Origin of the sequence: Acinetobacter sp. YH12100 (assembly GCF_013419135.1) — a bacterium.
Taxonomy (GTDB): Bacteria; Pseudomonadota; Gammaproteobacteria; order Pseudomonadales; family Moraxellaceae; genus Acinetobacter; species Acinetobacter pseudolwoffii.
On record NZ_VPAQ01000005.1, the window covers coordinates 91,040 to 114,733 of the forward strand.

A 23,694-nucleotide genomic window follows, 5' to 3' on the forward strand; every position below is an offset into this window, starting at 1 on the left:
ATATAAGCCCATGGATTTTGATTTTAATTTGATTCTTGTTCCTGCGACGCTGTTTTTTGTCGCACTGTGGTTGCTTGACAAGTTTGTCCTGAAACAAAGACAAACTCGCGGCAAGGGCAATGAAAATTTTATCATTACCTGGGCTTATGACTTTTGGCCAGTACTGACGATTGTACTGGTGCTGCGTTCGTTCTTGTTTGAACCGTTTAATATTCCATCGGATTCAATGGTGCCAACCCTGGAAACTGGGGACTTTATTCTGGTGAATAAATTTGACTATGGCGTGAAACTGCCTATGGTCAACACTAAAATTATTGATACTGGCAGTCCAGAGCGTGGCGATGTGGCAGTATTCCGTTATCCACCACAACCGACCATCAGTTATATCAAGCGTATTATTGGTTTACCCGGTGATCATATTGTCTATGATCATGGTCAGTTGAGCATCAATGGTGAACAAGTAGCGAAAGTTCCAGTGGAATTTAGCCGTGAAAAAGATCGTCTGGATACACCCAATGCCATTTATCATAAAGAAACTTTAGGTCAGCATAGCTTTACCATGCGTGAGCTGGAAGGGGTCAATGTCGCGCGTCAGGCGCCTTATATTAACTTTGTGGAAAATGGTAAATACTCAAGTGAAAATGGTTTATATTGGGAAGTAAAGGTGCCAGAAGGTCATTACTTTGCGATGGGGGATAATCGCGATCAGAGTGCTGACAGCCGTTTCTGGGGGCTTGTTCCGGAAGAAAACTTAACAGGTCGTGCATTCTATATCTGGATGCATAAAGAACCTGGCTTTAAATTGCCATCGTTTGGTCGCAACGGGACAATCGATTAATTGTTTCAATCAGGAAAATAAAAAATGAGACATCAACAAGGTGCTTCGTATATTGGGATTTTATTTGCAATCGTGGGGTTTGCATTTCTAGCCAAAGTAGCGATTGCAGTGTGGGGACCCTACTTTGATGATCGTATGGTCGATGGTGAAATTGAGGCGCTGTTAAAAAGTGCGCCAGCCAATATAACACCAGAAAAATTCCGTCAGCAGATGGATCAGCGTTTATCAATGAATAATATTCGCGATCTGAAGTTTGATGAAATTGCCAAAGTTATCCATACCGATGGTTTGCAGATACACAAGAATTATGAAATTCGTAAAAATTTCATAATGAATATCGATTTAGTGATGAAGTTTGAGAAAAATTTTGATCAAAGCGCAGTCAAAACTCAATGATGAACGTCTTGCCAGACGGATCGGTTATCAGTTTAAACAAGCTGAACTGCTCAAGCTGGCACTGACCCATCGTTCAGTCAGTCATAAACAAAACTATGAACGCCTAGAATTTCTAGGCGATTCTCTTTTAGGGATGATCATTGCGAATTATCTCTTCACTGCCTACCCAAGCGAAAACGAAGGCCGGCTGACGCGTATGCGTGCCACCTTGGTTCGACAGGAAGCATTGGGGAAAATCGCCAATGATTTAAAACTCAGTCAGAGTTTAATTCTCAGTACCGGTGAATTGAAATCTGGCGGTCATCATCGCGAGTCTATACTGGCAGATACTGTAGAAGCCATTATTGGCGCAATCTATGTGGATTGCGCTGATCTCACTGTGTTAGAGCCGATTGTGTTAAAATGGTATGAACCGTATTTGGATCATATTGAGCCGACCGATCAGCTTAAAGACCCTAAATCACGTTTACAAGAGTATCTACAAGCACGTAAGAAACCTCTCCCAGTTTACGAGGTTGTAGATATTCAAGGTGATGCCCCTAATCAGCATTTTAAAGTGGAATGTGAGATTGAGGGATTACCGACCATGCAGGGTGAAGGCGCCAGCCGACGTTTTGCTGAACAAGCCGTTGCGGCAGATATTTTAAAACTTTTGGAGCATAAGTCTTAATGACTACTCATTCCGATCACATTGATGCTGATCACGAGTCGCAAAGCGACAGTCACGACCTGGTAAATCAATTTTTTAGCGCACAAGGCACCGAAATTCCGTCGGATTATCGCAGTGGTTTTGTCGCTATTGTAGGTCGCCCGAATGTGGGTAAATCTACCTTAATGAACCATATTTTGGGTCAGAAACTCTCAATTACCTCACGTAAACCGCAAACTACACGGCATAAAATTGTCGGGATTGATTCGCGTGAAAAGTCTCAGGCGGTATTCGTGGATACGCCGGGGATGCATAAAAAGGAAGTACGCGCCATCAATAAAATGATGAACCGTGCTGCCCATTCGGCTTTACGTGATGTGAATCTGGTTTTGTTTGTGGTGGATGCACAGAAGTGGACGCCGAATGATGATCTGGTACTGGAAAAGCTGAAAAATGCTGAAATGCCGGTGATTCTGGTGATCAACAAATTAGATACTTTTGAGAACAAGAACGAAGCTTTACCACTGATTCGTGAGCGCGAAAAGCTGATGAATTTTGCGGAAATCGTACCGGTATCTGCACTTCGTGGTGCCAATCTTGAGCATTTACGTGACACGATTGCCAAGTATCTGCCGTTCCAGCCGCCATTGTACTCCCTGGATCAACTAACTGACCGTTCAGAGCGTTTCCTGGCTTCTGAAATTATTCGTGAAAAGATCATGCGTCAGCTGGGTGAAGAACTGCCATATGATTTAACCGTGCAGATTGAATCATTCAAAACTGAACAGCCAGTGATGAATGAAAAGACTGGTCGTATGAAGCCGGCCTGTACCTATATTGATGCTACGATTTTTGTCGATCGTCCAAGCCAAAAAGCCATTGTGATTGGTGAGAAAGGCGTTAAGCTGAAAAAAATCGGTATGGATGCACGTCTCGACATGGAAAAAATGTTCGAACAGAAAATCATGCTGACCCTTTGGGTGAAAGTCAAAGGCGGCTGGTCTGATGATGAACGTGCATTGAAAAGCTTAGGTTATAGCGATATCTAAGTTATAAAATTAATAAGCCCCTTTAAGGAATTTCGTGATGATGAAAGTGTTGGCAGTGCTTGCATGTGTTTTATTCTTGCAAGGCTGTATCCATAAAGTGGTCACGGTTCCTGTCAAGGTGGCTTATAAAACCACAAAAGTCGCAGTCAAAGGCACTGCGGCTGTTGTGGGCGCAGTCATCCCGGATGGAGATGACGACGATGATAAAAAATCAAAAAAAGATAAGGATTAAAGTGTCCGCTTATGCGTAACGAAGTACTGCATGGTTATTTGATTCATCATCGTAAGTACCGTGAGCGCAGCCATATTGTGCATTTATTTACTCAGGAATACGGTCGTATGGATGGCATTCTCCGGCAAACACCGCCGCCGCAATATCAGCCCATCAGTTTGCAAGCCACCGGAAAATCAGAACTCAAAAACTTTACCAAGCTGGAAATTGTCAATCAGCCGATTTTCTTTTTTGGCGATGCCTTTTTTTCAGGCTTTTACCTGAATGAAGTTCTGTTACGTTTGTGCCCTCTAGAAGTGGAAATGCCGCAAACCTTTGCCAAATATGCAGAGACATTAACTGCATTGCAGCAATTATCAGAACAATCTAATCCTAATTTATACTTAAAACAGATTTTGCGGCAATTTGAACATATCTTGCTGGAAGAACTCGGTTATGGTCTGGATTTTTCCCTAGATGCTCATCAGGTAAAAATCGATCCGTTACAACACTATTATTTTCAGCTCAATGCCGGTTTTATGCCATCGGCCAAAGCATTACGCTCTACCATGTCAGGTCAGCAGATTTTAAGTATGCTAGATCATGAAAATGGTGGGGATTTTAATCCGGAACAGTTACAATTGTTGACGAAACTGTATCGACAGGTGATCACGGCCTTATTGGGTGATCGACCATTAAAAAGTCGGCAACTCTGGATTCAAAACTCTCAATCTCAAACGTAGTTAGGAAAAGATTATGGCTGCATTACTTGGTGTCAATATTGACCATGTCGCAACATTAAGACAAGCACGTGGTACAACGTACCCAGACCCAGTCAATGCTGCATTGATCTGTGAGCAGGCTGGGGCAGAGGGCATTACCTTGCACTTGCGTGAAGACCGTCGTCACATTCAGGATGAAGATGTGCGTCGTATGCGTCCTGCACTGAAAACCCGTATGAACCTCGAGCTGGCGGTGACAGATGAGATGGTCGCTTTTGCCAAGGAAATTAAACCGCATCATGTCTGTTTTGTCCCTGAAAAACGTCAGGAAGTCACCACTGAAGGTGGTCTGGATGTGGTGACCCATTTCGAATCAGTCAAAGCAGCTACGCAAGAACTGGCGGCGATTGGTTGTGATGTGTCTTTGTTTATTGATGCCGACTTTGCCCAAATTGATGCAGCAGTTGCTTGTGGTGCACCGACCATCGAGATTCATACTGGGGCTTATGCCGATGCAGAAACGCCTGAAACCCAGCAGACTGAGCTTGAGCGCATTATTAAAGGCGCTGAATATGCCGCATCGAAAGGTCTGGTAGTGAATGCCGGTCATGGTTTAAACCTCGATAATGTAACGCCAATTGCGGCGATTCCACAAATTCATGAACTTAATATTGGCCACTCATTAATTGCAGATGCTGTATTTGTAGGTCTGGCACAAGCCGTTCAGCAAATGAAAGCTGTGATTAAGTCAGCACGTTAAGATCAGAATCGTTATGTCGAATATTAATTATGATGAACTGATGCAGCCGGTGATTGCTTTCTTGGGGTGTGAAACGCCCAAGGCATGGCTGAATGTGGCAGTCGAAAATCTTGAAATCTTGATGCAAGATCATGCTAATTGTGAGAAAAAAGCAGCCAGCACGGCCATGAACCTGATGTTTCGCTATAGTTACTTTGTCGATTTACAGGTGAAGCTTGCGCAGTTAGTGCGTGAAGAAATGCTGCATTATGAACAAGTGCTTGAACTGATGAACAAACGTGGACAGGCCTGGCAGAACTTAAGTGCGGGACGTTATGCCGGTGGCTTGCGCAAAGAAATCCGGACTTTTGAACCTGAAGCCTTGATTGATGTCTTGGTGATTGGTGCTTTTGTGGAAGCACGCTCTTGTGAGCGTTTCTACGCGCTGGCTTCGCGTGTGGATGATGAGTTGGCACGTTATTACCGTTACTTGCTTAAGTCTGAATCTCGTCACTTTGAGGACTATCTGGCTTTGGCGATGGATGTGGCGACCACGGCAAAATTGAAAAATCCGCAAGAGGATATTCAAAGCCGGATTGATCATATTCGTAACGTTGAAAAGCAGCTGATTCTGACACCAGATGACACTTTCCGTTTCCATAGCGGTGTTCCGGCTCAAGCGGCTTAATTGCAGTGAACATTTAAAAATCCTCCGTTCATGGGGGATTTTTTATATCCAGAGCAAATATATAAATGAGAATTATTTACATCTACAGGCTTAATCCATAAAATACAGCAGATTTCTTAATAACGATGATGAAATAATGAATAAGCTGGTAAAAGTCATGCCTTTTTTGATCTTGGGGGCGATCAGCAATACAGTCTTTGCACACTATCCTTATGTTGCCCCACTAAGTTATCAAACTTTTAACAATCACACTGCGATTGTATCTGGGTTTTATGACAATCCATTTGCCTCGGAAGTGGCGATTAAAAACTTTAAGTTTCATTATCATACGCCTACAGGCCAAAAGATTTATCTTGCAGATGATGCATGGACCAAAACACAAACCCTAAGTAGTTATAGTCTGGAAAATAAACAAGAGGGTACCTATCGGATTCGTGGCGAGAAACAGGGGAATAGCCTAAAGTATGCACAGGTTGCTCAAAAATGGAAAATGGTTCTAAGTGCTGTTCCAAAAGCCAATCAAGCCGCCAATCAAAATGTGATTTATCAGCAAGCGCTGAAGAAAAAAATGCCACAGAAAACTGTGAAGACTATCGATATTATTGAAACCTTTGTCTCACGGCGTGTGACGTCGAATCAGGTCATTCAGCATATCCATGCTGGCTTTGATGTTCAATTTATCACGCATCCAAATGCATTTAAAAAATCTCAAGCGATTCAATTGAAAGTACTGGATGATAAAAAAGGAGTTGCGAATTTAAACGTTGAGATTTTGGCACAAACGACAGATTTTAGTCGTGATAAAAAAATCTATAAAGCGCTCACAACAGATGCGCAAGGGTTACTCAACTTTAATATGCAGGAAAAAGGCCAGTACTTAATGAAAATTGATTATCAGCAGCCTTTCGAAATAAAAAAGAATGATTTAAAGCGTTATAAATATACCTTGGCTTTTAATGTAATGGATTAAGCCAAAACGAGCCTGAAATCATTCAGGCTTGTTTTATAAAATATTAAACGAAAAAAAGCCCACTTCGTTATGAGTGGGCTTTTTAGTATTTGGCTCTCCAACCTGGGCTCGAACCAGGGACCTGCGGATTAACAGTCCGTCGCTCTACCGACTGAGCTATTGGAGAATCTGAAAGCGATTATAGAGGGATTTTGACAGGGGTCAAGCAAAAACTGTCATATTTATAACAAATTCAGCCTGTCTGTTTTTAATTTAGACAATTGCATAAATTTTACGAAAAATACTTGTCAGAATAAATTTCACTTGCTAGATTAAAACCATAAAGTCGTTTGACCAAATGGTCAAACAGTGTGGATTTAAACCTACTTGCCAGCACAAAAATGGCTAAACCGGAGACAGCGAATGAATACGCTCAGCATCCCTCAAATTTTCTCTCAACTCACTTATTATCAAGAAAACTATCTGCAGATTATTGCAGATCCAGCACAGTATTATATTCCTGTTACAGATGCTCATATCAAGCTATGGCCCTTGGCGCAACAGTCCTTGTATCTAGGTGATTTGCTGCAATTGTGGTTTGCAGAAAAATGGTTGGTAGAAACTGAACGTCAATTTAGCTTTAAAGTGTTTTTGAATGCCGATTATCTGAAAGAGCAAAGCAAAGAATTATATATCTATGCCATTTCAGGTAATCTTTTGACCGGTACCAATCAATCCAAAGCTTGGCAGGCATCGACAGCGCAAATACAAGATGTAGAGCTGGCCAATGTGTCCAAGCATTATTTTGAGTTTCAGGGCTTAAGCCGACCACAGATCGCCTGTGTTCAAGCCGGACAGACGAAGGGCAATATTGCTTAGGTCATCGATTGAATGCTGGCCATAGGTTCTCCTGGTTATTCAGGGTGAATAATCATACAGGTCGCAGTGGCATGGGCATATAAACGGCCTTCTTCATCCAGAATCCGACCTTCAGCAATACCCAGATTTTTACTGAGGTTAATTGATTGTCCGGTCGCTTTAAGCTGCTGGTCTCGAGGAATCGGTCGGCACATTTTAACATTCAGATCAATCGTGCCATAACCGACCCCTGCTTCGAGTAAAGTATGAATCGCACAGCCTGTCACCGTGTCTAAAACAGTTGCTGCAAAACCACCATGCACGCCACCAAGCGGATTTAAATGCCGGTGATCGGCTTTGACTTTAAATTCTACGTATCCGCTTTGGATAACGGCAGGTTGCATCGACATGGTTTCGCTAATGCTTGGAGCGGGAATTTTCCCATCTCGCATCGCTTGTAATAAGGCCAAACCGTTCATTTCTTTTGGATTCATTCTGCTTTTCCTGTGATTATTCTTTAGCTGTTTCGATTTTATTTAAAAGTGAAACATCAATAATAGCAAGTGACATATTTTGATGTAATGTTGCTCATAGCAATAGTTAGTTATATTAGATGGTTAAAAGTTATTGTGGTTAAAATATTTATTTTTTTCAATGCTATTGCAGATAGCAGGAGAGTGCTATTTCTACCGGAAATAGAGATACTTTAGATATTCAGGAATTTCGATCAATGCTATGTGTGGCATACACTTTGGCTGCGATCATTTGTTTGATCTGCTTAAAATACGTTATCAAAAGCAGCTTGGAATGGCATAAAAAAACCCGCGATCAACGCGGGTTTTTAAATCAAGCGAATTGATTATTGTGCAGCTTTTTCAGCTTCGATTGAAGCAATTGCGGCGTCAACGCCTTCGATTGAATCAGCAGCTTTCTTGATGCGCGCAAGTGCATCAACCAACACTTCATCTGCAGTTGCATAAGAAATACGCATGAAACCGCCCAGACCGAATGCATCGCCAGGAACAACGGCAACGCCAGTTTCTTCCAGTAACCAAGCAGAGAATTCTGTGCAAGATTTCAAACCTTTGGCACGAATCAACGGCTTGATGTTTGCGTATGCATAGAATGCACCATCCGCAGGTAAGCAAGAAATACCATTGATGTCATTCAAGCCTTTCACAACCAGGTCATGACGACGTTTGAATGCTTCAATCATTGGCTCAAGAACATCTTGAGGACCATTCAATGCAGCTTCGGCAGCAACTTGTGAAATTGAAGTTGGATTTGAAGTGGATTGTGACTGGATTTTTTTCATCGCACTGATCAGTTTAGCAGGGCCCGCTGCATAGCCAATACGCCAGCCAGTCATTGCATAGGCTTTAGATACACCGTTTAACACGATTGTGCGGTCATACAGGTCTGGTGCAACAGTGGCGATGTTATAGAACTCATCTTCCCAACGAATCGGTTCATACATGTCATCAGACGCGATGAATACTTCAGGGTATTTACGCAGTACCTCAGCCAAAGCAAGAAGTTCTTCTTTGGTGTAGATCATGCCAGTCGGGTTAGAGGGACTGTTCAATACCACTAAACGTGTTTTGTCAGTGATCGCAGCTTCTAGTTGTTCAGGTGTGATTTTGAAACGCTGTTCTTCACCACATTTCACAATCACAGGTACGCCTTCAGCGATGATCACCATATCCGGGTAGCTGACCCAGAAAGGTGCAGGAATGATAACTTCATCACCTTTGTTCAACAAAGCCAAAGACAGGTTAAAGAATGATTGTTTACCACCACAAGAAACCAGAATCTGGTTTGCTGCGTAGTCTAGGTTATTGTCACGTTTCAATTTAGCAATAATGGCTTTTTTAAGACCTGGCGTACCGTCAACAGCGGTGTATTTGGTGAAACCGTTGTTAATCGCTGCAATTGCTGCATCTTTGATGTGTTGCGGTGTATCAAAATCTGGCTCACCTGCGCCCAAACCAATAACATTATGACCTGCAGCTTTTAATTCAGCAGCTTTGTTGGTCACAGCAAGCGTTGGGGACGGTTTGATGGCATTTACACGATCAGAGAGACGTACGTCCACGGCAGTATTCCTTCTTATAGGGATTAAAAAATAAAAAGCACATTATCTTAGCTTAAAATGCGAGGCATGGGGCAAAAGAATTTGGAAAACTTTGAGGAAAAAATGGTGTACTTGCAGAGCTTTATCTTGAACTCCGATGCCAAGGGACAACAGTTAAAAGGCTTGAGTTATCCAGTAAACCCCCATAAGCCAGTCAATATAAACTAAAAATGGCCACTTTATAGTGACCATTTTGTGGTGTTGTCTTGGTACTTATTTATTAAAGCGTGACAGATCTTCATCCGGACGCGCGGTTAAGATTTCAACCCCTGTTTTAGTGACGAGCAGGGTATGTTCATACTGTGCTGACAATGAATGGTCTTTGGTGACCACCGTCCATTTATCACCCAGTAATTTGGTTTTCCAGTCGCCACCATTCACCATAGGCTCAATGGTAAAAGTCATGCCTTCTTCTAAAATCATCCCGGTATCTGGCTGGCCGTAATGCAATACTTGTGGTTCGTCATGGAAAGTCGTGCCAATTCCATGACCACAATATTCACGTACCACACCAAAACGTTCAGATTCGACATATTTTTGAATCACGTGGCCAATATCACCAATGGTTGACCCTGGTTTTACAGTTTCAATACCCCGGTACATGGCTTCTTGCGCTACTTTACATAGACGGTTAGCAAGAATAGACGTTTCACCACCGACGATGTACATCATGTTGGTATCGCCATGATAGCCATCTTTAATCACAGTGACATCGATATTCAGAATGTCACCTTTTTTCAACTTTTTGCTATCCGATGGAATGCCGTGACACACCACATGATTCACAGAAGTGCAAATCACATGCTGGAAAGCAGGCCGACCTGGTGCTGCACCATAACCTAAGCAGGCTGGAATGGCTTGTTGTTGGTTAACAATATAGTCATGACAAATCGTATCAAGTTCTAGCGTAGTAACACCTGGAACAATATGCGGTTTGATCATATCCAATACTTCTGCCGCCAGTCGCCCTGCCACACGCATTTTTTCAATTTCGTCAGGGGTTTTGATAAGTCGACGTGGCGCTTGGTAAGTGTTGTTCATGATCTCTAAAAACTTTTGGAAATTTGTGTGTGACTATGGTATAAATAGCCGCCCATTTTATCAAATGCTTTTTCGTGAATAAATTTCACGGGCTTTGTGCGATGGGACAAAAAATCCGCACATATATCGACACATTACTCTGGGTGCTTCTAGGGATTGTTGTCACTTTATATGTGAGTTGCGTTGTCAGCTAAAATTTCGTCATGCGAGGCATGAAACGATGGTAATGGTATTCCCTTATCGAGTTTCATAACGAAGTATGAGGGGATTTTAGCTACAACCCTTAGGGACAGGGACGTTTTTTGACGCTACTGCGTTATGAATAGTTTATTTAGAATGTTAAATCTCACTATTCATGCCTTGTATCGCTAAAAAATGTCCTCTGTCGCAACCACTGATAAAATGACAGCAATCCCTTGGGTGGAGAATGCGGGTATATGGAGGCCTAACCCAAACTTTAAGGTAAAGAAAATGGCAGATTACAACGTAGGCATGCGCGACCTTCTACAAGCAGGCGCACACTTTGGTCACCAAACACGTTTTTGGAACCCAAAAATGCGCGATTACATCTTTGGTGCGCGTAACAAAATTCACATCATCAACCTTGAGCACACTGTTCCTGCGTTAAATGATGCTTTGAACTTTGCTAACAACTTGGCGAGCAAAAAGAACAAAGTTTTGTTTGTTGGTACTAAGCGCGCAGCTTCTGCAATCATCCGTGAACAAGCGCAACGTGCTGGTCAACCATATGTTGATCACCGCTGGTTAGGTGGTATGTTGACGAACTGGAAAACACTTCGCCAATCTATCAACCGTCTAAAAGACCTTCAAACTCAATCTCAAGACGGTACTTTCCTTAAGCTAACTAAACGTGAAGCTTTAGAACGTACTCGTGAGATGGAAAAACTTGAACGCGGTCTTGGCGGCGTGAAAAACATGGGTGGTTTACCTGACGCATTATTCGTAATCGACGTTGATCACGAAGCAATTGCAATCAAAGAAGCAAAGAACCTTGGTATTCCTGTAATCGGTATCGTTGATACAAACTCTAACCCAGACAACGTAGATTACGTTATTCCGGGTAACGATGATGCGATCCGTGCAGTAACACTGTATGCTTCTGCTATGGCTGATGCGATTCTTGCTGGTAAAGAATATGCTCAATCACAAGCGAATGCACAAGCTAAAGCAGAAGAAGCTCCAGCTTCTGAGGCTTAATGCGTTTGACGCAAGCTTGTCATTTTTGCGACATGTGATGGTGGCAAAGTAAGCGTTATGTATGCAGGCGGCCCATGAGAACTCCTCTGGGCCGTTTCTGTTCTAAAAAGAATTCATTTTCTACCGAATTTAGGAGATAAACATGACTGCAGTTACAGCAAGCATGGTTAAAGAATTGCGCGATCGTACTGGTCTTGCAATGATGGAATGTAAAAAAGCTTTGACAGAGGCGGGCGGCGACGTTGAATTAGCGATCGATAACCTACGTAAATCTGGTCAAGCGAAAGCTGCTAAAAAAGCGGGTAACATCGCTGCTGATGGCGCGATCACGATTGCTCAAGAAGGCAACAAAGCACTTCTTTTAGAAGTAAACTGCCAGACTGACTTCGTTGCAAAAGATGAAAACTTTGCTGGTTTCTCTGCGAAAGTTGCGGCTGCTGCACTTGCTGCAAACGTAACTGATCCTGCTCAAATCGCTGAATTGAAACTAGAAGATGGTGCAACTGTAGAAGAAGCGCGTATCGCTCTTGTTCAAAAAATCGGTGAAAACATCCAAGTACGTCGTGCGAAAATTGTTGAAGGTGCTAACCTTGCAGTTTACAAACACGGTCTTCGTATCGGTGTTGTTGTTTCTTATACTGGTGATGAAGCAACTGGTAAAGGCTTGGCAATGCACGTTGCTGCGTTCAACCCAGTCGCTGTAAATGCTGAAGGCGTTTCTGCTGAGCTTATCGCGAAAGAGAAAGAAATTGCTGAAGCGAAAGCACTTGAATCTGGCAAGCCAGCAAACATCGTTGAGAAGATGGTTGTGGGTTCTGTTGAGAAATACTTGAACGAAGTTGTTCTTGAGCGTCAAATGTACGTAATCGACAACGACAAGAAAGTTGCTGACGTTCTTAAAGCAACAGGTACTACTGTAGCTGAATTCGTTCGTTTCGAAGTTGGTGAAGGTATCGAGAAGAAAGCTGAAATGAGTTTCGCAGAAGAAGTTGCTGCTGCTCAGGCTGCTGCTCAATAATTCGGTAACGAATTATAAAGAAGCTCCACTTTGTGGGGCTTTTTTTATATCTGCATAAAAATACAATAAGTCGAAAGCGGTAGTTTTTCTTGGAAAATGCGAGTTTGCTTAGAAAGTACGCGTGATAAAATCAACGAAATTTAAAGAATTGAAAATCATTAATAGCGCATATAAAACCGACATGGGTATTGGGGTGATGATTGCTTATTGATTGCTGTATATCTGTGTTGATACCTAGCAAAACCAGTTTGAGTGGAGCTCCTTAACACAAAGTCAGCCAAGTCGCCACACCGACACTCATTTTGAAGCTATGTCTCAAGATGATCTCAATAAAATTTAGACTGCTTTTCAACATCATCAGGGTGCTATTGGGGTTCGATCTTATCGAACAATGATTGCAACGTTAGGTGATGATCATAAAGGATCACGCTATTAAGAGTTCATGCTTGAATGATCAAATTGTATTGGTGACATATAATATCGATTCCGCACCCGGCATTGGTTCGATTCAAAAAGATGATATTGTCGAATTTTATAGTGAATATAAATAGCGAGAAGGGGGATGTGGCGCACTGGATGCATCATGATTGTGCCCGAAAACATGTGTATGGCCGGTTAAAACATCAAGGAAGAACCTATCAAGAAGGTTCTTCTCATTAGAAAAAATGAAGAATGCTGCTAAATGCTCTTCATGTCTCGTATCTGGCGACTTTTCCAGGAAGGTGCTACTTTAGCTAAATAAGCATCCATGCACCAAATCGGGCCAATAAGAAGGAATTGAAGGTCTTTAAAGAAAGATGGCTTTTTGCCTTCCACTTTGTGGCCATAAAACTGACCAATCCAGGCAAAAACAAATAGGCCAACATAAAAACCGGCACCGACTGGCAGAATCCAGATTAACCAGGCCATGATCAATGTTAAAGCAGCCATTGCAACTGCCAAAACAATATCTAGTCGGGCATAGAAAATAAAAGCCAGAGCTAGCAGAAGGGCGGTCAGTAAAGCACTAAAGTGCGCAATAATGCCAATAATCGAAAAATAGATAGTCGGTACGCAGACCCAGTGAATCAGCTTATTGGTTTTGTTTTGATGACTGTCACTATATTCATCCAGCCATTCAGATATTGTTTTCATTATTCGCTCCATTCCATGAATACGTTGTGCTTGCCTGAAAATATAAAGCAGAATCTAGGTTTGGTCAAAAGTTAATCGTGCCAGAACGTGAATTTTATTTGGCGAATTTGCAACATTCAAGCTGTAATGGACAGGTAGCCGGAGATAAGAGGAACTATAGATTGATTGTCATTTTTCTATAACTTGAAGTTAATAAAAAAGCCACATTACTGTGGCTTTTGGTTAAATGTATTGCAAGTTAAATCTTAAGAATTTGGACCAGCGACACGCTCAATACTGACATTGCCAACACCGGCATTGGTAATGCCGAGTTTCTTCGCTGCGCCATAAGATAAATCGACGACACGGTTACCATGGAATGGGCCGCGGTCATTGACTTTAACCACTACGCTTTTACCATTATTTCTATTGGTCACACGAATATAACAGTTCAATGGCAGGCTACGATGAGCAGCAGTCATTGCATTCATGTCAAAGGTTTCACCGCTTGCAGTTTTACGGCCGTGGAACTGGCGACCATACCAAGAGGCTGTACCTGTCTGACTGAACTTGCGTACAGTATTAGAAGCCACGGTATTCAGTTTTTCAATCACTGAAGGCTCTTCTGCAGGAATTTCAATTTTCGCTGCAATGGTTTCACGGCGAACTTTATCGCCAGAACGCTCAGTGATTGAAAGGCTGTTCAAATTGGTGAAATTTGAATTGAAGCTTTGAGCTTCTTTATTTAATACACGCGTTGCAAGGCGCGAATTGTCATTTTCGTGATTAAACGAAGATGACGGAACCATATCTGCCTGCGATTGCGTCAGTGTGACTATCGTGGCAATAGCCATAAAATACTTCAAAATTGAAGAATGCATCGAATCAACTCCTAACAGCATATCGCATGGATTTGTTCATAAGTAACTGAAAAACCATGTAAACACGCCTGATATTTAACTTATGCAACTACATTTAACGAAATGGATAATATTCATGCCTGCAATATCCTGTCTAGTATTTAATTAAAATAGTTTAAAAAAGAACTTAAAATAAACAATGAGTGATTAAAATATGATCAATATTGTAACACAATATTAAAATTGATCAATATTTGCTCATAATCACTCATAAAAATGTTGACTTTAATAATTTGTATTAAATTCTCATGTTAACGGCTAGTAATTTCTGTACCTAATAACCACAATGCAGTGGCATACATTCGGCTGCGATTATAAGTAGTAATCACTTGAAAATTTGGATAAGTAATATAGTAAATATGCCCATAATTTTCTTGTAATTGAATTACATTGACCAAGTCTAGATCGTCAATTTGAACAATAGGATTCATTGGGCTAATCCCTTGTGTTTTTAACACACCATATGGGCTAGGTTGAGTCAGATCTTTGGCAATTACCGCATCCGGGTTCGAGCCACTATAACGGGCCGGAAAAGCAATCGGTTGATTACGCTGCCAGCCATGCTGGGCTAAATAGTTGGCAATCGAGCCAATCGCATCTACTGCTGAATTACGCAGGTCAATATGTCCGTTACCATCGTAGTCCACGCCGAATTTTGGAATATTACTTGGCATGAATTGTGGATAACCGACCGCACCTGCATAAGAGCCGACGATAGAAGAAGCTGAAACGCCATCTTTATAAGACCAGGCAATTAATGCCGCCAGTTCATCTTGAAAATACTGGGCACGACGCTCATAACCAAAACCTAAGGTGGCCAGCGCATCACGGGTGACAAAAGAACCCTTATTGGTACCAAAGCCGGTTTCTACCCCTAAAATCCCGAGAATGATTGACTGTGGTACACCAAACTGCTGTTCAGCGCGATTCAGCGTTTCCGCATATTGCTGTTTAAAGCGCACACCGCGTTGAATGGTCGACTCAGCCAGAAAGTTGGTTTTATAAGAATACCAAGGCTTGCTTTCACCTGGACGATTCATAATATTGATGATATTGGGCAGGTTACGCGCCCCGTTCATGGCTGAATCGACTTGCTGGGCACTCAGTCCATAATTTTGCATGGCAGTCTGTTTAAAACTGGCATAAGAGGGATGAGATTGGAAATCGTTGGCCAGACTGAAACTGCTGAGACCGAATGCGGTCAATGCGATTGAAAGCTGTTTAAATTTTTTATAAAAATTCGATTTCAACATCTTGGTACGATTTCCAATTTTTGATAAGTTGCGGGCAATGTTATTTGAATCATGCCATGAAAAAGATTGAGAAATTTTTTCAATCATGAGGCTGTAAAAACCAGATTAAAGATAACATTCGGATGATTAAGAGACCTAGATGCATATACAAAAATAGTGAAAGACTGGTTATTTTTGCGTCAGTTTGCCTTGTGGAGCTGCTTATCTGTAACAAGCTATTTCATTGAACATAAAAAAGCCTGACCGAAGTCAGGCTAATTTCAAAAAATCACTCTTAGATGATTCTATGCAGACCTATTCTGTATAGAACAAGGTGTCATGATATTCAGCCATGGCGCGAAGCTCATCCTTGTTCAGATTGAGAATGATTTTATCTGCAGCCATATTGATGGCCTTAATCACAGCAGAAGCACCAATATCTGCTGCCTTGCGTTTGATCATGCCGAGATCTAAGGTCTTATTAAAATCGACCATAAAGTGACGTACCGTCGCTTCACCAAACTGCTTATACAGGTTGCTAAACATTTGTTTGTCGATACTCTGACCGGCTTTTAGTTCCGCATAATGATGTTTTAAATTGGTCACCAGATTGGCATCCAGCGACTCACCAATACGGATTTGTCCTTCAGGGTCTTTAAACAGACTACGTTCAGAGAAAGCAATAGATTGCTTCACCACATCATTCGGCGCTTTACTCAATAACTGTTTCAGCAATACCGCCACAGTTGACTTGATATAGCCCGCCAGTTTTTCCGCAGTATCGCGCTTATCACTTGCAGGAAAACGACGCACCAGTTCCGTGAGAATCGCATCAATAATTTCATCATTAATCATCAATGCGGTTTTATCACGAAGTGGGTAAAGCGGCTCATTTGAATTTTTATTTTGTTGTGCAGTCTGAATTGTATTTAAAAGCTCTGCAGAAGGAATAAAACCAAAAAATGGCATTGTTAAACCTCAATGTTTTTATTGTCGCGCTAATCGAATAGGGCGAGGCATCCATGTTAAATCCGATACACGGCAAGGGTTGATATCCAATCCACCGCGGCGTGTATAGGTTGCGTAGACCATCAGCTTTTCCGGTTTCAGTTGTTGCCAGAGATCGGCAAACATCTGCTCCACGCATTGTTCGTGAAAACCGTTATGCTGACGATAAGAAATAATATAAGCCAAAATACTCTTATAACAAGGTTTTTTGCCCTGATAGCGTATAAATACTGTACCCCAATCCGGTTGTCCAGTGACTGGGCAGTTACTTCTTAATAAATGTGAATACAGCTGGATTTCAACTTCTTCGGTATGGTTCGCATCCAGAGCCAAAAGACTCGCATCAGGATGATTTTCCAGACGTTCCGGAATTAGTTCATCAATGCAGATGCCTTCAGGCTTGGCAACTTCCAAGTCATCAACCTGAAATAAATCTAACGTAATCTCTGCGCCAGCCGCAGCAGATAAATCTTTTTCCACCGTGGCGATAAAGTCAGCTTGAGATTCAAATTTGGCAAAATTCAAACTATTAAAGTAGAGCTTGAGTGATTTGGATTCAATCAGATTCGGCGAAGAAGCAGGCAGGCTGATCCGTCCAATTGCGACTTGCGGCACACCGGCTGAATTTAACCAGGAAATTTCAAAAACATGCCACCAGTCGGTGCCTTGCTGAATCGCTTCAACATGTGCGTATTGTTCACGGGCAGGCGCGCGCGAAATTGGAAACAGAACATCCGGCTGATATTCTGTCGGGTAATTGGTGTCTTTACCAAGGAGAGATTGTTCTACACTCATTATTCACGCATTCCTGAACCACGGGAGAGTAAATGATAGGCCAATGCATAGAGCAGGCCGCAACATAAGGTGACCACTGCAAGTGAAACAGTTACATTGACATCGCTATGTCCTAAAATGCCATAGCGGAAGGCATTGACCATATACACCACAGGGTTGATCAAAGATAAATTTTGCCAGAATGGACTTAAGGCAGAAATTGCATAAAACACACCGCCTAAATAAGTCAGTGGCGTTAAAACAAAGGTCGGGATAATCGAAATATCATCAAAAGATTTGGCATAGACGGCATTGATAAAACCACCCAAAGAAAACAGCAGGGAGGTAATCAATACGGTATAAATCGTCACAAACCAGTTGGTAATGTATAGATCCGCAAAAAACAAACTTACGGCACTAACAATAATCGCCACCAGTACTCCACGAATCACACCGCCCAGCACATGTCCCCAAAGAATGGCATGCATCGGTACCGGACTCATGACCAGCTCTTCAATACTCTTTTGAAATTTTGAACTGAAAAAACTGGAAGAGACGTTGGCATAGCTGTTGGTAATCACGGCCATCATGATCAGACCGGGCACAATGAACTCCATATAGCTATAGCCGCCCATGTCTCCAATCCGCGAACCGATCAGATTGCCGAAAATCACGAAATACAAGCTCATGGTGATGGCAGGTGGTAACAAGGTTTGCGGCCAGATCCGCATAAAACGGCGGACTTCTTTATATACAATGGTATATAAAGCTACGCTGAGTTGATTAATGTTCATTGCGCAGCTCCATCCAGATTTTTTTCGACCATTTTGACAAAAAGCTCTTCCAGACGATTGGATTTGTTACGCATACTGCGTACCTGAATATTCTGTGATTCCAATAGCTGGAACAGATCATTCATGCTATGTGCCTTGTCCATGGTAATTTCTAAGGTCATCGGGTCGATTAAATTAAAACGTACCCCGATAATCTCCAGATGCAAAGGTTCAATCGGTGCTGCAAGATCAAAAATAAAGGATTCTTCATTCAGCTGACTTAGGAAGCTCTTCATGCTGGTGTCTTCTTTAATCACACCACGATCGATAATCGCAATGCGGCGACACAGCATTTCGGCTTCTTCTAAATAGTGGGTGGTGAGAATGATGGATGTCCCTTGCTCATTCATCTCGTTCAAAAACTCCCACATTGAACGACGTAATTCGATGTCGACACCCGCAGTTGGTTCATCCAGAATCAAAAGTTTCGGTTCATGCATCATGGCACGTGCAATCATCAAACGACGTTTCATACCGCCCGACAGCATACGCGCCTGCGTTGCACGTTTTTCCCATAGGCCCAGCTTGGTCAGATAGAGTTCAGCCCGTTGCTGTGCAATTTTTTTAGGAATCCCGTAATAGCCGGCTTGCGTCACCAGAATGTCGAAAGTTTTTTCAAACTGGGCGAAGTTAAATTCCTGAGGAACCACACCTAAACACTGTTTGGCTTGGGAGGGATGGGTATCCAGGTTATGACCAAAAATTTCGACTGTGCCGGCGGTTTTTTTTGTTAATGAACTGATAATACCGATGGTGGTGGATTTTCCGGCGCCATTTGGCCCCAGAAGTGCATAAAACTCACCTTCTGGTACATTTAAGTTGATTCCTTTTAATGCCTGAAAGCCATTGCGATAGGTCTTTGACACATCTCTTAAGATCAGTGCATCAGTCATGAATATCTCAAATGGTGAAAAGTTGAGATATTGTGAGTGATCTTGGAAAATAAGCCAAGTGATTCACATGGAATTCTGTGTTGCTGTTTTGGAACATTGTATAAAGTCTAAGCATAAAATGACGAAGTTATAGATAGTTGCTTTACCTTATGATTTTTTTTGTTATGATGTGCATCGCGCGCTCATAGCTCAACTGGATAGAGTACAGGTCTCCGAAGCCTGTGGCGTGGGTTCGAGTCCCGCTGAGCGCACCATTTTCTTATTTCTTACAACATAAAAATCTCTCTAAATTAAATCTTTATACCAGATCGCTTTTCATAAAACATTTTATTCAGTGCCACCATATAGATTGCATTGCTTAAATCGAATCTCAAACTCTGTCTTTTCACTTTATTTGATACTGCTCAAAAATAATCTTAAAAGTTTTCAGACAAACAAATGACATGCTCATTTTCTTTTACTTATTCTGATTCTATATTTTGAGTTGATGCGCTAATTCACAACGGCTTTGAATATTTTGAATACGAGAGCTGATTGCAATGCAGAGTACGACTCTTGAATATCTTGAGGATGAAATAACTCAAATGTTTTAATAAACCCATTTTTGAACAGATTATTTGTTGAGTAAAATTCATTAAAATAATTTAAACGTGAAAATATTAAAGTGATTATCCTAAAATAGATTATGCTATTCACCAAGCTTGAGTAGCTGGTTTCTGTATTTTTTTGGGTAAGCCATATGATAGAACTACGACATTTAAAAACACTGACAGCGCTAAGAGAACATGGATCACTGGTTGCAGCAGCAGGAGATCTCTGTTTAACACCTTCAGCTTTGTCTCACCAATTGCGCGAACTCGATCAATGGTTCGGGGTTGAAGTGGTCAATCGCCGTAGTCGCCCTGTGAGTTTTTCTAATGTAGGTTTACGTTTGTTGAAACTGGCTGATGATGTGCTACCACAAGTACAGATAGCGCAAAGTGATATCACACGTATTGTGCATGGACAGACAGGCCGTATTATATTCTCGTCAGAGTGTCATAGTTGTTTTGACTGGCTAATGCCACTTTTGAATCAGTATCGTATCCAATATCCAGATGTTGATTTGGATTTTGCTTCGGGCTTTGAAGCCAATCCGCATGAATTGTTACAAACGGGCGAGTTTGACTTACTGATTACTGCCGATCCGATTGCACTCAAAGGTGTGGAATATTTCCCGGTATTTGAATATGAATCACGTTTGGTGTTGTCTAATACACATCCTTTAGTACGTGCCCAAGAGATTACGGTGCAGGAACTGGCAGAAGAAACATTAGTAACTTATCCGGTAGATAAGCATCGTCTGGATATCATGTCACGCTTGTTTATTCCTGCGAATATTTTGCCAAAACAGATTCGGACGACCGATCTGACTCAAATGCTGATTCAGCTTGTTGCCAGTGGTCGTGGGATTGCGGCATTGCCAGATTGGGTGGTAAATGAATATGAACAGAAGGGCTGGGTGACTTCGCGCCGTCTGGATTGTGTAGCCCCTGAAGGCTTACGCCGTACTTTATATGCAGGTTATCGAACTGAAGAAAAACAGAAAGATTACTTTGAGGGATTCTTAAAGCAGCTTGACCGATTCTCTAAAAAGCGGGCACAGTATTACACTTGATCCTAATCTCAAAGGAGCAGGCTCAATAATATGAATATTAAGGATTCTGTTCCTCTTCATCCTGATGTTGTTGACGGATTTGGTCTCTTTTTACCTGAGGGTCTTTATCTACGCCCAGCTGGCCGCGCTGCATCTCTCGATCCTGTTTTTCTTGTGGGTCCAATTCCTCTTCTGGAAATTCTTCATTAATTTTTTCATCTGGATGAGTCATCGCAATATACCTTTTCTAGAAATATAAATTTGTTTTGATCGATTTAATATCGGGTTTGAGTACATTTGTTTATTGTATATGAGCGACTTTATTACACTGTTGTTTTATAACTGATTTGATTTTACAAATTGTGATGCTTATAAGTGTGTTTATACAGTACATTTTAAATAAAAATTAGTGCTTTATGTTCAAAATAACAATGGATTATATCTATAAGAAAATTACTTTTAATTCGGCTAATTACAGCGGTTCCTGTAGAGGTTCGCTAATTTCTGAGTAGCGCTTATTATTCTCAATAATTTAAAAAAATAAATTTTAAAAAACTGAATAAATTAATAAAGGATGATGTGAACACATATTGAGCTAAATTAACTTAAATTAAAATTTTATAGAAATCATATATTTATTCTAAAAATATTTTCTTCTAAAAAGAATAATATTTGGAAATTAATAAGCCTGAAATAGCATAATTTAGTTTTGAAAAATGACAATTTAAATCTTGTATGAGTCTTCTTTTAGAAGTGTAAAGAGGGCTTGTAGGTCTGAAAAATGTTGCTATATTGAATTCATGGTAGGTCGTAAAACCAATAAGACGCTACCGATAAGTTGGACGGATCAATGACAGTTAGTTGAGTTTGATGTTGATCACCAAACAATAAATCTAGCACTAGCCATCCAACACAGAGCTCGCAGCAATGCGAGCTTTTTTAATGTCTGTTATAAAGCTTTGTTTAATGATTCCAGATAATTTCTTTTCTAATTGATTCATATAAAAAAGTTTACATTGCCAAATTCGCTAACATCTTGACGTTAAATAAGCGATTTAAGTGTGATATAAAAAATGGAAACTTAGAAAATAGAAAGGAGAGGAAAATGTCAAAGATTATTGATATAAAGGTGAAAGACCAATTTAGCAAGGTCATTGAGGCGAAAGCTTTATTACGTTCATTTGTAGAGCAACATCAGCATGATGCAATTGATCTGGTAAAAAAAATTGAACATATCGTGGTAGATGGCGAAACTATTTTACCGAGTATTGAACTGTTATTTGAAAGTCAAAAGTCTTCAAATATTTATAAAGTCGTAGAATAACTGGATCAATACGTTATACAAAGGTGAAAAAATTGAGTCCATCTATCCGATATTACAGGTTTAGCCATTAAAAACTCACCTTCCTGGTGAGTTTTTAATGAATGCAGAAAAGCAAAATTTATCCCCTATTAATAAAAAAGCCCACCGAGGTGAGCCAGAAATTAGATGTGCTTAAGTTGTACATTCACATCATATTTTTCAAATTCTTGCAGAATCTGTTTTAAGGTTTTCTGAGCGGTGATATGTTCGGGGCTTAAAGAAATTTCCTGACGAGTATTACTGTCAAAACATTCAATGGCTTGAATCAGCCAATGGTGCTCGATAGAGCTTTTTTGAATCACTACACGTCGCGGTTGTAAACTGTCACTGAGCTGGCGGGGCAGTACATAGGTAATTGCCAGTTGCACAAGTTCTAGTTCTTCAGCCGGACTTAAAAAGGTAATGACCCAATTGCCCACCTTGCTCAGTTGCATGGGGTTATCAAACGCATCGAATTCTAAATAATGTGGCATATAGCAACCAAGCGGATTTTAATGATCACTATATGGCGAGATTTTCAGGTTTTTTCTATCCCGCTTAAGTCTGATATTTCAGGATTTAAATTTAGAGATAATATAAATATAGTGTAAAATCAATTGTCTATATTTGAATTCTAAATCTGCTTGATTGCTAAAGTCACTCATTTAAGAGTTTAAAAGACTAAGACATGCTTATTCATGAGCTTGATTTTACTGTAATTGTGCCAAAGAAAAATTGATCTGTTTTAGAATGTAATTCAATTCTTGCGGAGGAAGTCGGCTTTCCTGCAGTGAGGTGATCCACTGTATTTGGCACATTTTTAAACTGCGCACATCCTGTACCTGTAAAATATGCTGAATTTGCTGTTTGGCCATCAAGCCACAATATTTTTGTAAGCTTTCCATCATCATATATTTGAGGTCTTCAAAAGATAAAGCTTGCGGTTCGGGTAGATGGGGTTGATTGTCTGGATTTGTTTCAATAGATGAGTTTTCTTGCAGCTCTTCGATAGGAACTAGGAGGTTTTTGCGGTTCTCGGTTACAGAAGGGACGGGCAGAGGTGAATTTAAGGGACGGTAAATCTCGGAATGCGCCAAATTGATTTTGGTATCGACTTCTGTGCCGGTCTGATGTGGACTGTTTGATATTATGCTGGTGTGAGCCGGAACAATTAAATCCATTTCACAAAGTTGCTCTAAAAGCTCGGCGGGAGCTAGTTGCTGCTTTAATCTCTCATGTAACAGATCAAAATCTTTGCTGCCGATTAGCACCAATAAGCGGCGTTGGCGTGCGGTCAAGGGGATAGAGCGATTCTGTAGCACCTCGACCCCACGTGGAGTTTTATAAAAATGCATCATAGCTGAATGAGTTGTTCACTAAATTCAGCTAGAGCATAGTCTGGGATAATTACAATAATATGAAGAATATATTAA

At 41.1% G+C, this 23,694-nt stretch carries 29 protein-coding genes and 2 tRNA genes; 17 read left to right on the forward strand and 14 right to left on the reverse strand.

Annotated elements, in window-relative coordinates; all coding sequences use genetic code 11:
• Positions 1-10 precede the first annotated feature (10 nt).
• From lepB to FTU40_RS05250, 9 genes are all read left to right on the forward strand, one after another.
• Positions 11-838: a signal peptidase I gene (gene lepB, locus FTU40_RS05210; protein ID WP_005097555.1), complete on the forward strand. Its 828-nt coding sequence runs from the start codon at positions 11-13 to the stop codon at positions 836-838.
• A gap of 24 nt (positions 839-862) precedes the next feature.
• A complete protein-coding gene (locus tag FTU40_RS05215; protein WP_005170117.1) occupies positions 863-1,234 on the forward strand; it encodes a DUF4845 domain-containing protein in 372 nt (123 codons plus the stop codon).
• The gene (rnc, locus tag FTU40_RS05220; protein WP_005097550.1) at positions 1,206-1,904 is read left to right on the forward strand and encodes a ribonuclease III; all 699 of its coding nucleotides are present in this window, start codon (positions 1,206-1,208) and stop codon (positions 1,902-1,904) included. Before FTU40_RS05215 ends, rnc begins: the two co-directional genes overlap by 29 nt.
• A complete protein-coding gene (era, locus tag FTU40_RS05225; protein ID WP_005097549.1) occupies positions 1,904-2,932 on the forward strand; it encodes a GTPase Era in 1,029 nt (342 codons plus the stop codon). The genes rnc and era overlap by 1 nt, the downstream gene beginning before the upstream one ends.
• Positions 2,933-2,969: 37 nt before the next feature.
• Entirely contained in the window at positions 2,970-3,164 is a 195-nt protein-coding gene (locus FTU40_RS05230; protein WP_005097547.1) for an NF038104 family lipoprotein, read from the forward strand.
• 11 nt (positions 3,165-3,175) lie between these two features.
• Positions 3,176-3,886, forward strand: coding sequence for a DNA repair protein RecO (locus FTU40_RS05235; protein WP_005097545.1), 711 nt, complete (start codon positions 3,176-3,178; stop codon positions 3,884-3,886).
• Positions 3,887-3,899: 13 nt separating this feature from the next.
• Positions 3,900-4,625, forward strand: coding sequence for a pyridoxine 5'-phosphate synthase (gene pdxJ, locus FTU40_RS05240; RefSeq protein ID WP_180040064.1), 726 nt, complete (start codon positions 3,900-3,902; stop codon positions 4,623-4,625).
• A gap of 13 nt (positions 4,626-4,638) precedes the next feature.
• Complete coding sequence (locus tag FTU40_RS05245) at positions 4,639-5,292, forward strand: tRNA-(ms[2]io[6]A)-hydroxylase (RefSeq protein WP_159138194.1); 654 nt, start codon at positions 4,639-4,641, stop codon at positions 5,290-5,292.
• A 136-nt stretch (positions 5,293-5,428) separates the two neighbouring features.
• Positions 5,429-6,262, forward strand: coding sequence for a DUF4198 domain-containing protein (locus tag FTU40_RS05250; protein ID WP_180040066.1), 834 nt, complete (start codon positions 5,429-5,431; stop codon positions 6,260-6,262).
• Positions 6,263-6,352: 90 nt separating this feature from the next.
• Here FTU40_RS05250 and FTU40_RS05255 read toward each other — a convergent pair.
• A tRNA-Asn gene (locus FTU40_RS05255) sits at positions 6,353-6,428 on the reverse strand.
• A 236-nt stretch (positions 6,429-6,664) separates the two neighbouring features.
• Here FTU40_RS05255 and FTU40_RS05260 point away from each other — a divergent pair.
• Positions 6,665-7,120 carry a hypothetical protein gene (locus FTU40_RS05260; protein WP_180040068.1) on the forward strand — a complete coding sequence of 152 codons (456 nt, stop codon included), beginning with the start codon at positions 6,665-6,667 and terminating at the stop codon, positions 7,118-7,120.
• Positions 7,121-7,155: 35 nt separating this feature from the next.
• On the opposite strand, the gene FTU40_RS05265 is transcribed toward FTU40_RS05260, so the two are convergent.
• The 3 genes from FTU40_RS05265 to map all read right to left on the reverse strand — a co-directional run bounded on the left by FTU40_RS05265 (position 7,156) and on the right by map (position 10,274).
• Complete coding sequence (locus tag FTU40_RS05265; RefSeq protein WP_180040070.1) at positions 7,156-7,593, reverse strand: PaaI family thioesterase; 438 nt, start codon at positions 7,591-7,593, stop codon at positions 7,156-7,158.
• Positions 7,594-7,958: 365 nt separating this feature from the next.
• Positions 7,959-9,194 (reverse strand): pyridoxal phosphate-dependent aminotransferase, encoded by a 1,236-nt coding sequence (locus tag FTU40_RS05270; RefSeq protein WP_180040072.1) that lies wholly within the window; start codon positions 9,192-9,194, stop codon positions 7,959-7,961.
• A 252-nt stretch (positions 9,195-9,446) separates the two neighbouring features.
• Complete coding sequence (gene map, locus FTU40_RS05275; RefSeq protein WP_005097535.1) at positions 9,447-10,274, reverse strand: type I methionyl aminopeptidase; 828 nt, start codon at positions 10,272-10,274, stop codon at positions 9,447-9,449.
• Positions 10,275-10,745: 471 nt separating this feature from the next.
• Between map and rpsB the strand changes: the two genes are divergently transcribed.
• The 4 genes from rpsB to FTU40_RS15365 all read left to right on the forward strand — a co-directional run bounded on the left by rpsB (position 10,746) and on the right by FTU40_RS15365 (position 13,170).
• On the forward strand, positions 10,746-11,492 hold the full coding sequence (gene rpsB, locus FTU40_RS05280) for a 30S ribosomal protein S2 (RefSeq protein WP_005097534.1): 747 nt from the start codon (positions 10,746-10,748) through the stop codon (positions 11,490-11,492).
• Between the two features lie 142 nt (positions 11,493-11,634).
• A complete protein-coding gene (gene tsf, locus FTU40_RS05285) occupies positions 11,635-12,510 on the forward strand; it encodes a translation elongation factor Ts (RefSeq protein WP_005097533.1) in 876 nt (291 codons plus the stop codon).
• Between the two features lie 410 nt (positions 12,511-12,920).
• Complete coding sequence (locus FTU40_RS15360) at positions 12,921-13,061, forward strand: DUF3465 domain-containing protein (RefSeq protein ID WP_347929327.1); 141 nt, start codon at positions 12,921-12,923, stop codon at positions 13,059-13,061.
• Positions 13,027-13,170, forward strand: a complete 144-nt coding sequence (locus tag FTU40_RS15365; RefSeq protein WP_347929744.1) for a DUF3465 domain-containing protein — start codon at positions 13,027-13,029, stop codon at positions 13,168-13,170. Before FTU40_RS15360 ends, FTU40_RS15365 begins: the two co-directional genes overlap by 35 nt.
• A gap of 18 nt (positions 13,171-13,188) precedes the next feature.
• On the opposite strand, the gene FTU40_RS05295 is transcribed toward FTU40_RS15365, so the two are convergent.
• The 7 genes from FTU40_RS05295 to FTU40_RS05325 form a co-directional block, all read right to left on the reverse strand.
• Positions 13,189-13,644 carry a DUF962 domain-containing protein gene (locus FTU40_RS05295; protein ID WP_005097532.1) on the reverse strand — a complete coding sequence of 152 codons (456 nt, stop codon included), beginning with the start codon at positions 13,642-13,644 and terminating at the stop codon, positions 13,189-13,191.
• A 245-nt stretch (positions 13,645-13,889) separates the two neighbouring features.
• Entirely contained in the window at positions 13,890-14,504 is a 615-nt protein-coding gene (locus FTU40_RS05300) for a septal ring lytic transglycosylase RlpA family protein (RefSeq protein ID WP_005097531.1), read from the reverse strand.
• A 290-nt stretch (positions 14,505-14,794) separates the two neighbouring features.
• Positions 14,795-15,796, reverse strand: coding sequence for a lytic murein transglycosylase B (gene mltB, locus FTU40_RS05305; protein ID WP_074383547.1), 1,002 nt, complete (start codon positions 15,794-15,796; stop codon positions 14,795-14,797).
• Between the two features lie 294 nt (positions 15,797-16,090).
• Positions 16,091-16,744, reverse strand: a complete 654-nt coding sequence (locus tag FTU40_RS05310; RefSeq protein ID WP_005097528.1) for a hypothetical protein — start codon at positions 16,742-16,744, stop codon at positions 16,091-16,093.
• A gap of 18 nt (positions 16,745-16,762) precedes the next feature.
• On the reverse strand, positions 16,763-17,578 hold the full coding sequence (queF, locus tag FTU40_RS05315) for an NADPH-dependent 7-cyano-7-deazaguanine reductase QueF (protein WP_180001202.1): 816 nt from the start codon (positions 17,576-17,578) through the stop codon (positions 16,763-16,765).
• On the reverse strand, positions 17,578-18,351 hold the full coding sequence (locus FTU40_RS05320; protein WP_005097525.1) for an ABC transporter permease: 774 nt from the start codon (positions 18,349-18,351) through the stop codon (positions 17,578-17,580). The genes queF and FTU40_RS05320 overlap by 1 nt, the downstream gene beginning before the upstream one ends.
• Positions 18,348-19,283 (reverse strand): ABC transporter ATP-binding protein, encoded by a 936-nt coding sequence (locus tag FTU40_RS05325; protein ID WP_005170164.1) that lies wholly within the window; start codon positions 19,281-19,283, stop codon positions 18,348-18,350. Before FTU40_RS05325 ends, FTU40_RS05320 begins: the two co-directional genes overlap by 4 nt.
• Positions 19,284-19,461: 178 nt before the next feature.
• Between FTU40_RS05325 and FTU40_RS05330 the strand changes: the two genes are divergently transcribed.
• Together FTU40_RS05330 and FTU40_RS05335 are read left to right on the forward strand one after the other, a co-directional pair.
• A tRNA-Arg gene (locus tag FTU40_RS05330) sits at positions 19,462-19,537 on the forward strand.
• Positions 19,538-20,022: 485 nt separating this feature from the next.
• Positions 20,023-20,940 carry a LysR family transcriptional regulator gene (locus FTU40_RS05335; RefSeq protein WP_005097509.1) on the forward strand — a complete coding sequence of 306 codons (918 nt, stop codon included), beginning with the start codon at positions 20,023-20,025 and terminating at the stop codon, positions 20,938-20,940.
• Positions 20,941-20,977: 37 nt separating this feature from the next.
• Here FTU40_RS05335 and FTU40_RS05340 read toward each other — a convergent pair whose 3' ends face one another.
• Complete coding sequence (locus FTU40_RS05340) at positions 20,978-21,151, reverse strand: hypothetical protein (protein ID WP_005097508.1); 174 nt, start codon at positions 21,149-21,151, stop codon at positions 20,978-20,980.
• Positions 21,152-22,024: 873 nt separating this feature from the next.
• Here FTU40_RS05340 and FTU40_RS05345 point away from each other — a divergent pair.
• Positions 22,025-22,243 (forward strand): hypothetical protein, encoded by a 219-nt coding sequence (locus tag FTU40_RS05345; RefSeq protein WP_005170167.1) that lies wholly within the window; start codon positions 22,025-22,027, stop codon positions 22,241-22,243.
• A 161-nt stretch (positions 22,244-22,404) separates the two neighbouring features.
• Here the strand turns inward: FTU40_RS05345 and FTU40_RS05350 are convergent, their stop codons facing one another.
• Together FTU40_RS05350 and FTU40_RS05355 are read right to left on the reverse strand one after the other, a co-directional pair.
• A complete protein-coding gene (locus FTU40_RS05350) occupies positions 22,405-22,755 on the reverse strand; it encodes a hypothetical protein (protein ID WP_005170170.1) in 351 nt (116 codons plus the stop codon).
• 216 nt (positions 22,756-22,971) lie between these two features.
• On the reverse strand, positions 22,972-23,619 hold the full coding sequence (locus tag FTU40_RS05355) for a hypothetical protein (RefSeq protein WP_180040074.1): 648 nt from the start codon (positions 23,617-23,619) through the stop codon (positions 22,972-22,974).
• Positions 23,620-23,694: the final 75 nt, after the last annotated feature.